The organism is Paenibacillus sp. EB106-06-01-XG199, assembly GCF_058791575.1.
On the sequence record NZ_JBYTDQ010000014.1, the window covers coordinates 111,986 to 124,343 of the forward strand.

Genomic DNA, 12,358 nt, shown 5'->3' on the forward strand with positions numbered 1-12,358 from the left:
AAAAGAACCTGTCGCCCAGTTCAAGGGCCACAGGTTCTTTTATCATTTGTTCCTGTACTTTCTATCTTATGAAGAAAAAGTCTTTAAGCCTCTGCATGGTGCTGGCTGTTCTCCAGGATCTCTTTAGCCAGCTCATCTCCACGGTGTTCAAGCATGCTTACGGTTTGCAGTAGCTCCGCCTGCCGGTTTCGGTGCTCATTCGTCCAGAACGGGCGGGGGGATAAGCCCGGCTCTATAGAGGCCGGATCGGTCATTGCCTTGTAAAAACCTTCGAGTAAGGCGTCGATCTGTTCATACACGCCGGCCATTTCAGCCAGCGCGCCGGCTTCGGCAGGATGCTGCAACAGCGGCAGCGAGGCTTTTAAGTAAGCTGAGGCGCTTCTACGGGCATCGGTTAGCGCCATCATGCAAAAGTGGTTTACGCCGAACCTGCGTTCAAAATCATAGGTTTCTGCATCTTGGTACCACCGGCTGCTGAGCAGACCTTCGCACCAGGTATCCAAAGCCTTATAGCCGAGCCGGTAGCCTCTATTGTCATCGGCCCTCATGGAGTCCAGCTTGACCCTGAGTGAAGCATAGAAGTTGTCCAGAGCTGACGGTACAGGAGCCAGGCTGTCAAAGCGCATTAGCATATAAGGCCAATGGTCCACATATAAATAGCCCTTGCTGACCTTCATATCGCTCTGAAACTCTGGATCGTCGTGCAGGCCCTCGAACGTTTCCCCGTCAAAATAGCTGCGGCACAGCAGGGTATCCCCATTGTCCAAATACCCTGTAATTACGCCCCACTCGGGGGCAACCCTGAGGTTGATCGCTATCGGCAGCTGATGCTTCCGAATGCTGTCCATTAGTTGTTGCTTCTCCTGTTTGCGCTCTTCCGGTGTAAGCCGGTTCGCCCGGCTGGCTGTAAGACCATAGGCTTTATGGGCAGCAGCTGAAAAATCATAGGCTACGAGCGCATCGGCTGAGCTATAATCCCACACAGGTGTGAAAGAAATTCTCCAGCATGCCCCGGACACCCCCATTACCTGCTCATAGGTAGTCTCAATCCCCCTTGTGCTCAAAGACAGATAGAAGGCTCCTGCCCATGAGCAGTCCATTCCTTGGCCGAAGCCAAGTCGGCCTACATTCTCAACAATGTAATGCTGCCGGGACGATTGGATGGCGAAGAGGCGGGTCCGGTCCGGGCTGTAGTGAATCTGCTCACCTTCGGCACAGCTTACCGCATGAATACCCTCGGCATTCAAGTAGAGGAGCAGCAGATAATCGTTGCCATCATTGTCGATAAGGCTTGGGAAAAGCTCGTGGCTGACCGTGAAATGCTCCCACTGAAAGAACTCATAATGCTGCATCTTCTTTAAAACATTCCGGTGGATCAGCTCATTTCCATAGGAGGCGTACACAAATTCCAGTCCGCTTTTGCCGGGGGCATACCCTTTGGAATGGACATCAATCGTCAGAAGCTGTTCTTTTAGCGCATAGGCTGAATAGATTCCGGCAGGCGTCTCATATCTGACAATCAGCACCTTGGAGCGGTCGCCGGACAGACAGCCGGGGAAGATATGATCGCTGACGGTGAAGGAGAGTCTGTTGCCGGCTACGAACTGGTTCACAAAGTGGGTGACATCATGGGAATCCCGGCCGTCTGTGTATACTGCGGAAAGTACGACTAATTCCTGGGGCAGCAAAATGCCGTCAATGGGGTGGCCCAGTACACTGGACAACAAAGGCAGGGTGGCGGTTTCGGGCAGGGACTTCCCCGTTTCCCATTTGGAGACGGCTTGAGCCGTGACATTGAGCTGTTCGGCCAATTGTTCTTGGGACAGCTGTTTTTCTTTACGAAGCATGGCGATGCGTTTGCCGACTTTTTCGCTACTGATCATAGTTACCTCTCCCGAAATTGAATTTCGACGTCGTAATTTCATTATAATTCCGAACTATGGAATAACCATGGATTCAAGGAGGGGAGAGGGAGGGCGTTTTCCAACCGGCAGTTGAGCCGGACAGTCATGGGCATTTTTCCAGAATAATCAGCTCCCCGTCCCATTCAGGAACAAACAGCTGGCCGTCATAATAATCGAGGCTGCATATTCTCGGCAGCTGAAGGCTGAAGAGATCGGGAGTATCCAGAACATGCTCCGCTGGAGAAACGATGTGCGGGGTTCCGGCAATGGTGGTGATGATCCCGGAGCTATGGTCAACCCTGCGGACGACATGATTTTGCGTGTCTCCGATATACAGATTGGAGGCTTCGTCGAGAGATAGTGACCATGGCCCGTCAAAATGTTCTCCGCTGCTTGAACCGAAGGTAGCCTGGAGCGCAGATCCCCCATCACCGGTGTAACCGCCGCGGCCCGTTCCCGCAATCACCGTGACTTCTTCATTGACGGGGTCAATCCTGCGCACACAGTAGTTTTTGCTGTCCAGCACATACAGGTTTCCATCCGCTCCCCGTCTTAAATCATAAATCCAGTTAAACTGCACCTGTGTAAAAGATACTGTGCCCGCCTGAAATCCCGGTTCACCCGTTCCTAGAGTAGTCATTAAATTACCTTTCAGATCAAATTTATGGACCCGGCAGCCAGTCACTTCATTGATCCACAAGAAGCCGGCAGAATCATACTCACAATTCCCAATATCCTTAAACCCACAAGCCGCTCCATCTATCAGCAACCGGGCTTCTCCGGCAGCAGGGTTAATTGCGAACACTTTATTATTTCCGCTGCTGGCGACGATAAAGGTCTCCTTATCCGGAAAGGTAATATAAGTAGGGTTGAGGATATCCGCATAGATATGCCTAACATGCTCTCTGACGATCTGATTTCCGGCCGTCCAGTTCAGAGTGTCCGTATCCGTCGCGATTTCCCCAACCCAGTGTGTATCATGGTCTAGAATATACCGGGTACCCTGTGGATTATGAAAGCCAAAGTGGCAGTAGCCGTCGATAAGCTTCCGTTCTTTTCCGAAATGCAGCCGTTCTTTAATTCTCCAGTTCATCCAATCACCCCCGCTTCTTGGGTTTTTTCTTGATCAGGATCATTTGCTCAATATCTTTAAGTTCATCTATAGAATGCACTTTAATCCATAGCCATCGTCCATCGTGGAATTGAGCAGCAGCGTCATACACCGACTTGAAAGTTGTCCCGAACTCTTCCATTCTAGCCGTGTACGCTTCGATCTCCTTTTTCCCGAGTACAAGCAGAACGGTAAAGCCCTCTTTTTCCGGAAACATAGCAAATAAGGTCTTCCCGCTCCTGCGGTATCTCACATTCCAGCCATAATTTTTTCCGCCAAAATTGAGTTCTGGCTGGTGATCGTAATTTTGTTCGGCAAAGCGGCTGAGTTCGATCCATGCTTGCTTGGCCTCTGCGCCAATAAACGTATAGATCTGTTCTTCCGTAGGAACAACTTCTTTATCACATAATCGCTGGCTACTCACTCAAGAATCCTCCTTAATTTGTTCTACTAAGGCCGCAAACCACGAGTCTAGCTCCTCCGGTTGAATGGATAGAAGTTTGTGCTTATCTACAATGATTTGGTCTTTCGTAACGGAGGTAAAGCGGACAAAAGGTTCTCGCGACAACATGGATAAACCCATGCGATCCGTCCATTCCTTGATGGGGAGACTGTCTTTAGGCAGCAGAAATTTCAGCAGATCATAGAAGCTTTTGTGCATTACATTCAAGTTGTAGCCCGGACATTCCTTACTGATGATATAAGAATCGACTTCCCGCCAAAGGTGCTCGATTATGGCTTGTCTTACAATCAGGCTCTCCTTGGAGAGGTCCCCGGTGCTCATCATCTCCTTGAGTCTTGTTTCCCAGCAGGCCGGAGTCCATGGCAGCGTTCTGCTCATGTGGACCAGCCATTTCTCATGCGGCACATATTCACGGTTGGCAATATATAAGGCCTCCAGCAAGCGGATCGCTGCCATATTGAGCATGGAGTGGCCCTGCACGGGATCACCTCTGTGAATCCAGATATCCCCGGCCAGCCGAAAATACCACCAGCAATTGAATAACAACCCTTCGGCATGCAGCGGCTCTGGTGTATGCGCCAGCTTTTCTGACATCATTTCGGCGATTTGCCCCGTGGGATCGTACAGGATTTTTGCATAGGATAAATCCCACAGCGCCACACTCTCCCAAGACCGCTGCTGCTCTTCTTCCAGATCTGAGATCTTGATGTCATACAGATAGCTGCCGATCCTGGTAATACCTAGGGGGATAGGGGATTGCCCACTGTTCCACAGCTCATACGGGGAGGACTCCAAGTAGAAAACCAAATCGATCTCCGATAACTCGTCGGCATACCCGCGGGATAATCCGCCGTTCAAGGTGATGCCCAGGACGCCGTCCAGAGATTCAAAATCCTTCATTCTGCTATCCAGTTCCGCGAAGAATAAATGAAGTTTGTTGGTGCTTGTTGCCGTTACATAAGGCCTGCTCATACAGAATCACCTCGTTATTGATCTGTGACCAAATGGGAAATCGTTAGTAATAATATATAGCTATGAAAGCGGTATACCTATGATATTAGTCTTAAACGTTAGGCCTTTCATTGGAAAATTTAAATGCTAAATAAAAATTAACTTGCCCTTCTGTTAAATTCATGATATATTAATTCCTGCACTGCAATTAACATTACTTTGCGGTCATGGCGGAATTGGCAGACGCGCTGGCTTCAGGTGCCAGTGGTAGCAATATCGTGGAGGTTCGAGTCCTCTTGACCGCATACCAAGAATGAAAGCTTCTGAATTGTCCCTACGGACAGCTCGGGAGCTTTTTTTCATTGGGTTCAGCGGCTAAAATGAGCTTCACTCATCTTAGTAGGACAACAGGGTGGAGCTTGGACTGGACGAGGCCTGATGCTTACGGAAGGCAGATGGAGACATGCCGCTAAGCTTATTGAATACGCGGTTGAACTGGGAGAAGCTGTTGAATCCGCACTGCCCGGCGATGTCGGAAATCTTCTGCCGGGTGATGATCAGCAATAAAATGAAGAGACTGCCTCACCCGCTGCATCATACGCGGGTGGAGCAGTCTCTTCTGGGTTAGGGGAGGAGTTGCTTATTGCGCCGGAGCGGGAACTGCTGCGGATGGGAAGAAGTTCGGCAGATACTCCTTATTCGCTTCCAGCATTTCATCGAGCATAGCGATAGCTACTTCGACCGAAGGGACCAGCGGATGGTGAGCCATCGCTTGAATAGCCAGGCTGCGGTCACCGCTTACGGCGGCATCAATCGCAAGCTGCTCGTAGGTTTTGACGGCATGGATGAGCCCTTTGGCCATCTGCGGAATTCTGGTCAGCGGCAGCGGCAGCGGTCCGGTCTTGGTCACGACACAGTTGACCTCGATACTGGCATCCTCTGGAAGAAAGTCAAGGATACCACGGTTGGCGACATTAAGAGTCTGGATGTCATTGGTGCCGTTGTACAGCGAACGCATCAGGTTGACCGCCGCCTCGGAATAAAAGGATCCGCCGCGCTGCTCCAGCTGCTTCGGCTTCTCCTTCAGCTCCAGATTGCTGTAGATCTCAAACAGCTCTTCTTCCACACGCTTTACCACTTCGGCGCGATTTCCGCCTTCCTTGAACGATTTCTGCTGCTCTTCAAGCATCGCATCGGTCATATAGAAATATTTCAGATAATATGAGGGCACGGCGCGCAGTGATTGCAGGAACTCGGGATTCCACTCCCGTGCGGGCACATTCTTTGCACTGTAGCCGGCGGTGTCGGCCAGCATGTCATCCAGCTTGTCTTCGCCTTCGACATCAATGCGGGTGATCCAGTGCAGATGATTTAGGCCGACAAATTCGGCATAGATCCGGTCAGGTGCGACGTTATATTTGGCCGATACCTCCTTGATCAGCCCGATGGGGGCATTGCAGAGGCCGATGCTCTTCACGTTCGAATATCTCAGTACGGCTTCGGTCACCATTCCTGCCGGGTTAGTGAAATTCAGCAGCCACGCGTCAGGCGCTAGCTCTTCGATATCCCGGCAGATGTCCAGGATGACGGGGATCGTGCGCAGCGCTTTGAGCATTCCGCCGGGGCCGGTCGTTTCCTGGCCGATAACGCCGTATTTCAGCGGTATGGATTCGTCGCGTCCCCGGGCATCCAGCATGCCGACGCGGATTTGTGTGCTGACGAAGTCCGCGCCTTCTATGGCTTTGCGGCGGTCGGTGGTGAGGTGGACTTCAATCGGCAGGCCGGACTTTTCGACCATGCGTTTAGCCAGACTGCCGACAATGTTCAGCTTGCGTTGTCCTTGTTCAATATCCACGAGCCAGAGCTCGCGGACCGGGAGCTCCTTATAATGCAGAATGAATCCTTCTACCAGTTCCGGTGTATACGAAGAGCCTCCGCCGATAACGGCGATTTTCAGTCCTTGCTTAGCTGTCAAGATAAATCACTCCTGTCTTGTTGTGATAGGGATAAGTTCGAAATCCTGAAACACACGCATCTTCTCATAAATATCGCTGGTAATGGTGAGGCCGTCACTTTCCAGGGCTGACCAGACAGCACCGACCACAGGCTCGGTGGATAAGGTGACTACTGCAGCAAGCGGAGCCGCTTCTTGTACGGCCTGGCTGATGGGTCCACGGATCCAGCCGCGGTCGCCCCGGGTGAGCAAGCTTCCGACAAGCACTACGTCGAAGGCGTCATTCTCCATGCCCAGCTTGTGAATGACTGCTGCGGCAGCTTTGCCCAGCTCCATGCCTTGGTGCTGCAGAATCGCTAGCGCGGCAGTATCTCCCTCGGCGGCTGCCGGGAACAGCAGGCGGGCAGCGTCAAGTGGCACATGCTTGCCGTAATCAAGAAAGTCATTGTACATATCATCCACCCGCTCATAGCCGAGCAGCTTCAGCAGCGGCGCAGTCAGAAGGGTGGGGGATTCCCGGCCGTCCCAGGCGCGGATAACAGTGCGGAACACTTCGATATTCAGCGAGCCGCCGCCGCCGAAGTCGCCGTACATGTAATCGAAGCCGCCGCATTGATAATGCTGGCCCTGCGGATTGCGTCCGGCGGCGTTGGTGCCTGTACCGCAGATCAGAGCGACCCCGTAAGGCCGGCCCGTACCTGCCCTTAGTCCAATCATCGGGTCGCCGCTGAGTGTATAATTTGTAAATCCGATCCCGCGTATCATCGGGTGGAGGATATCATAATCCGTCTTCCGGTCGGCGCCGGCAAGCCCTAGATAAGCGTGCTTGATATCGCCAAGCTGCAGCCTGGCTTCCGCCAGTGCGGCGAAGGAGGCTTCGCGAATGCTCGCAGCGGCTTCCGCAGCGCTAATCTGGTGATTGCCGTTGCCGCTCCTGCCCTTGCCGAGCACATTGCCGTGCTCATCGCAGAGCAGGGCATAGGTTTTGCTTCCTCCCCCATCGATCCCCAAATAGTAAGTCAATGGTCGTCACTCCTAAAGTTTTGTGAGCATCACTTCTCTGAATCTCTTCATACAAAACTGGCTTCGAAAGCCTGCAGGTGGAATGATTGCAGGTGCGGTTCTACCTGGAAGAGGTGGAGTCACGTACAATCAGCTCCGGATCAATCCGGATGTTAGCACCGCGTTTCATATTTCCGTTGATGCGTCTGAGCAGCATATCGGCGGCGGCAAGCCCGATCTTATCCGCCGGCTGGCGCAAAGTTGTCAGATGCGGGCGCAGCTGTGAGGCGATATAGTGGTCGTCATATCCGACGATGGCTACCTCTTCCGGCACAGAGATGCCGGCCTCCATCAGCGCGTTGATCAATCCCAACGCGATATTGTCATCCCCGGCAAATACAGCCGTGGGCAGCTTGCCCGCCTGCAGCCAGCGTTTGCCGGTGTCATAGCCCATGCCGATGTCGAAATCGCCATGGACAATCTCAAACGGCTCCAGCCCTTTCTCCTGCAGGGCCTGCAGGAAGCCGCCGCGCCGCTCCCGTGTGCTGCGGAACATCTCATTGCCGCAGAGGTGGGCGATGGAGGTATGGCCAAGCTCAAGCAGATGGCTGCCCGCCGCATAGCCGCCCTTGAAGTTATCAATGGTGATGGAATAGGCGTCATTCCCCTCCTGCTGATTATCAATCAGCACATAGGGGATTCCGCGCCGTTTCAATTCCACAATATAATTGTCTTCTTGCATCGGGGAGAGCAGAATCAGGCCATCTACCCGGTCCTCCTGAATCAGATAGTGGTTCTCATTGAAGTCGATGCCTGTCGAGATGGAGATGGCCAGGTAGTAGCCGTGCAGGGCAAGAACGTCATTCAGCTCCTTGACCACGGCATCAAAGAAGGAATCCTGCAGTGTAGTTACGATAAGGCCGATAATCCCGGTCTTGCCGCTGGCAAGGCTGCGCGCAGCCGCATTGGGCCGGTAATCCAGCTCCTTGATTGCATCCAGCACCTTCTGGCGGTTATTCTCCCGCACCGTCCCGGCGCCATTCAGCACCCGGGAGACGGTGACAACGGACAGTCCCGATTTTTTGGCTACATCAAAAATACTTACTTTCATCGCTAGCGCTCCTTGCGGCGGATTTTCCGAAGCTATATTCTATCTCCAGTATACAAGGCTTATCGAATCTCCGCTAAACGTCTTATCTCTTAATAATTTCGGTAACTTTCTTCTGGATGACCGGCATCACTTCTTCAAGAGTTTTGTGTCCGGTCTCGACAGGCTGCAGCTCATTGATGAACATATCATTGATCTGCGAATATTTAGTGATGAGATGGTTGTAGGATTCATAGCCATATTTAACAGCGCCTTCGTATACCTTCTTCACATCCGCGGGATCAATGCCGTCAAAATGCTTGTAGTAGGCTTCTGCAGCTTCGGTATTCACAGGCGGGTTGCCGCCGCTCAGCTCAATCGATTTCTCCTGAACTTCAGTCGTCAGGAGGAATTTAATCCATTCAAAAGCCTCCTTCGGATGTTTGGAGTCCTTCAGAATCATCAGCGGGTCAACGAACAGTGTGCTGCGCACCTTATCATTGCCGCCCCATGGCACTGCGGCTACGCCGATGTTGAACGGGAAATCATTGGCTCCCGCGAGGTTCCACGAACCGCCGATCGACATGCCGATTTTGCCTGCGACGAAGGGATCGCCGTTCTGGCCGGCTACGCTTTTGCTCCACTCGGAACTCGGCGAGACTTTATCCTTGAAAATCAGATCGAACAGCTTTTGGTACGCGGCAATAACCTCCGGAGAATCGAAATGAGTTTCGGAAGGAACGCCGCCGTTGGTCCAGGTGTCCTCGGAGTAAGGCTCCGCCCCAAAATAAAGCGGGCGCATATCCCGCTCGGCCCAGGTAAAGTCGACACCGTATTGTGTTTTAGCGATATCGTCGGAGACGAGCGTCATTTTTTTTGCTTCCTCGACCATCTTTTCAAACGTCCAGCTCTTATCTTCATAGTCGCTTGGCGGATAGGACAGCTTCGCAGCATCGAACATATCTTTGTTATAGAGCATCAGGGTAACATACATATTGACCGGGATGCCGTAGGTACGGTTGTTTACGGTGTAGATCTTCATCAGGTTATCCGGTATGTGGTAATCTCCGGCTTTGAAGCCTTCCTCCGCCATCAGGTCAGTCAGATCAAGCAGCATGTCTTTGTTGTAATATTCCGCGAACCCGCCGTAGCCGTAGTGGCTGGTGACATCGGGAGATTTGCCTCCGGCAATCAGCGTCTGGAGCTTGCTGTCAAACTGCTCATAGGGCGCCTTTTCCACCTTGACCTTGATGTTCGGGTGCTCCTTCTCGAAATCGGGAATCAGCTTCTCGATAAAGGTGCGGTCTTCTGAATCAATCGTGTAATGGGTAATGGTCACTTGTTTCTCTGAACCGCCGGAGTCTCCGGTGTTCTTGTTTCCCGGGGCCACATTGCCTGCCGACTTGCCTCCTCCGCAGCCAGACAGCATCACCATCAAGGCCATGGACGCTGCAAGCAGCAGTGCGAATGACTTCCTTGTACTGTTCCTTTTCATGAGCGAATCCCTCCATCATTTCAAGTATATTTGGCCGCCAAGAGTACAGCGGAGATTACTTGATACCTGTCAGTACTATGCCTTCCACGAACTGCTTCTGGGCCACCGCAAACAGGGTGACGATTGGAACCATAGCCAGCACGGAGGCGACCATCAGCAGATGCCAAGGCGGGATGCGGAACCGCGACGAGGTGAGCGAGGCCATGCCGACCGGCAGTGTGAATTTGTCCGAGGAGCTTAAGTAGAGCACCGGTGTGAGCAGATCGTTCCAGCTATATATAAAAGCGAAGATGGCGACGGTCGCCAGTGCCGGTGCGGACAGCGGGAGCGCAATGGTACGCCACATCTTCAGTTCGCCGCAGCCGTCGATCCGTCCGGCGTCGAACAGCTCCTCGGGCAGCGTAGAGAAGAATTGCCGCAAGAGGAAGATGTTGTAGGCGGAACCGAAGAATGCAGGCACGACCAGCGGCAGGAAGGTGTCGATCCAGTTCATTTTGGAGAAGAGCACGAACTGCGGGATCATGATCGCCGGATAAGGCAGCATCATCGTGCTCAGCAGCAGGGCGAACCAGAGCTGGTTGCCCCGCCCTCTGTATCTGGCGAAGCCGTAGGCCACCAGTGCCGAGGAGAGCAGGGTGCCAATGACGGTGAGTCCGGCGATGATCAGGCTGTTCTTATACAGTGTGCCGAACTGCAGCGTATCAAAAATCTCCGTGTAATTGCTCCAGGCCCAGCTCTCCGGGAGAAAGGTCGGCGGAAATTTCAGCATTTCCCGCTTCGATTTCAGGGAGGTCGAGACCATGAAGAAGAGCGGAAGCAGCATAAGGAAGGTGGTAATCAGCAAGGTAATGAAGCTGGCGATCTTTACGGGATCCGCTTTCCGCCGGGAATGGGAAGTTGGCACCCGGGGGCTGGTGGCCTTGACGGTACTCATCGGCGTTCCCCTCCTTCGTAATGAACATAACGGTTGGACAGCTTCATAATGATGGCCGTGAACACCAGAACGACGATCAGCAGCACCCAAGCCAGAGCTGACGAGTACCCTGCCCGGTATTCCTTAAAGGCGGTGTTGTACAGATTGTAAACATAGAACCAGGTGGAATAATTGGGACCGCCCTGTGTCATGACGAACGCTTGGGTAAAGACCTGGAAGGAGTCGATCAAGCCCATAATCAGCTGGAAGAGCAGCACGGGAGAGATCATCGGCAGCGTAATGTTCTTGAAAATTCTAAAGCGGCCCGCACCGTCCAGTCTGGCGGCTTCAATTAGGCTGGACGGCACGCCCTGCAGCCCTGCAAGGAAGAGAATCATACCGGACCCGGCTGTCCAGAAGGACATGATGATCAGGGCATATAGTGCGGTGTCCGGACTCATCAGCCAGGCCGGGCCGTGAATGCCAAACCAGGAGAGCATATAGTTGAAGAGGCCGATCTGTGGATTGAAGATCCAGTACCAGAGTAGAGACATCGCCACGCCTGACACCATACTGGGAAAATACATTGCTGTCCGGAAGAAGCCCCGCAGGGGAATCGTCTGGTGCAGCAGCAGCGCAAAGCCGAGAGCCAGCAGCATCTGTACCGGAACACTGATAAAGGTGTATCTAAGCGTGACCGTTACCGACTTCCAGAACAGATCATTGTGAAACATTTCAGTGTAGTTGGCCAGGCCGATAAACCTGGGAGGGTGAATAATGTCGTAATCGGTGAAGCTGTAGTAGAGCGATGACATGATGGGGTACAGCGCGAAGACCAGGAAACCGATAAGCCAGGGGGAAATAAACAAATACATGTAGAACGTCCGACGCCTGCTCTCACTCTTAATCACGGACACACCAACCTTTCGATCTTAAAAGTATAAGCGCTTTAACTTTAGTCGTAAATAAATGTCGTAAAAAGGCAATATTACTGTATTTATTATTTATAAAGTTTAAGCGCTTTAACTTTTAAATCCACCTGATGACATTATCATAGTGGATGAACCGGAAATAATCAACCCTTATTTTATTGAATAAAGCGCTACCAGTCAAATAAAATAACATTTGGTATAGTTTTTATATATTTTGTTGCTGAAAAAAGATGAAATTTCATACGAATGTAAGGTTATATGACTCAATAGTGTGAATTGGGCAGGGTTTGTTTGATGCTGATTTGCTTTCCTGACTTGAATCCACTGCTAAAGTGGAGCTTTTATTCCATGGATTGCCGATATTACTTCAAAAAAACAGGTACAATCCTTATAAAAAGAACGGTACCTGTTACGTATCATTTCAAAATTCTATTTCTCGCCGAAACGGATACCGTCCTGTTGAGGACGGTCAGGCTGTCGAGAAAGTCTCGACAGCCTTATTTATATGTAAATAATTTAAGACGACACCGCGTTAATGTTGTATAA

The 12,358-nt window shown here is 51.8% G+C and carries 11 protein-coding genes and 1 tRNA gene; 1 reads left to right on the forward strand and 11 read right to left on the reverse strand.

The genetic code is table 11. The annotated features are described in order from the left end of the window. Positions 1-83: 83 nt before the first annotated feature. The 4 genes from AC3WT9_RS31560 to AC3WT9_RS31575 form a co-directional block, all read right to left on the reverse strand. Complete coding sequence (locus AC3WT9_RS31560) at positions 84-1,883, reverse strand: helix-turn-helix transcriptional regulator (RefSeq protein ID WP_341377034.1); 1,800 nt, start codon at positions 1,881-1,883, stop codon at positions 84-86. A gap of 124 nt (positions 1,884-2,007) precedes the next feature. Further along, complete coding sequence (locus AC3WT9_RS31565; RefSeq protein WP_341089208.1) at positions 2,008-2,997, reverse strand: NHL repeat-containing protein; 990 nt, start codon at positions 2,995-2,997, stop codon at positions 2,008-2,010. A 4-nt stretch (positions 2,998-3,001) separates the two neighbouring features. Next, on the reverse strand, positions 3,002-3,439 hold the full coding sequence (locus AC3WT9_RS31570; protein WP_341089210.1) for a DUF3788 domain-containing protein: 438 nt from the start codon (positions 3,437-3,439) through the stop codon (positions 3,002-3,004). Next, a complete protein-coding gene (locus AC3WT9_RS31575) occupies positions 3,440-4,450 on the reverse strand; it encodes a DUF4037 domain-containing protein (RefSeq protein WP_341089212.1) in 1,011 nt (336 codons plus the stop codon). A gap of 200 nt (positions 4,451-4,650) precedes the next feature. On the opposite strand from AC3WT9_RS31575, the gene AC3WT9_RS31580 reads away from it, so the two are divergent. Continuing rightward, positions 4,651-4,734: transfer RNA gene (locus AC3WT9_RS31580), tRNA-Leu, on the forward strand. A 91-nt stretch (positions 4,735-4,825) separates the two neighbouring features. Here the strand turns inward: AC3WT9_RS31580 and AC3WT9_RS31585 are convergent. From AC3WT9_RS31585 to AC3WT9_RS31615, 7 genes are all read right to left on the reverse strand, one after another. Further along, positions 4,826-4,993: a helix-turn-helix domain-containing protein gene (locus AC3WT9_RS31585; RefSeq protein ID WP_341089214.1), complete on the reverse strand. Its 168-nt coding sequence runs from the start codon at positions 4,991-4,993 to the stop codon at positions 4,826-4,828. Positions 4,994-5,069: 76 nt separating this feature from the next. Continuing rightward, complete coding sequence (locus AC3WT9_RS31590; RefSeq protein WP_341089216.1) at positions 5,070-6,404, reverse strand: 6-phospho-beta-glucosidase; 1,335 nt, start codon at positions 6,402-6,404, stop codon at positions 5,070-5,072. Between the two features lie 6 nt (positions 6,405-6,410). Then, positions 6,411-7,406 (reverse strand): N-acetylglucosamine kinase, encoded by a 996-nt coding sequence (locus AC3WT9_RS31595; protein WP_341377035.1) that lies wholly within the window; start codon positions 7,404-7,406, stop codon positions 6,411-6,413. 100 nt (positions 7,407-7,506) lie between these two features. Next, positions 7,507-8,496: a LacI family DNA-binding transcriptional regulator gene (locus tag AC3WT9_RS31600; RefSeq protein ID WP_038584810.1), complete on the reverse strand. Its 990-nt coding sequence runs from the start codon at positions 8,494-8,496 to the stop codon at positions 7,507-7,509. Between the two features lie 82 nt (positions 8,497-8,578). Then, complete coding sequence (locus AC3WT9_RS31605; protein WP_341089220.1) at positions 8,579-9,967, reverse strand: ABC transporter substrate-binding protein; 1,389 nt, start codon at positions 9,965-9,967, stop codon at positions 8,579-8,581. 55 nt (positions 9,968-10,022) lie between these two features. Next, on the reverse strand, positions 10,023-10,901 hold the full coding sequence (locus AC3WT9_RS31610) for a carbohydrate ABC transporter permease (protein ID WP_038584816.1): 879 nt from the start codon (positions 10,899-10,901) through the stop codon (positions 10,023-10,025). After that, a complete protein-coding gene (locus AC3WT9_RS31615) occupies positions 10,898-11,755 on the reverse strand; it encodes a carbohydrate ABC transporter permease (protein WP_340895418.1) in 858 nt (285 codons plus the stop codon). Before AC3WT9_RS31615 ends, AC3WT9_RS31610 begins: the two co-directional genes overlap by 4 nt. Between the last annotated feature and the right edge of the window lie 603 nt (positions 11,756-12,358).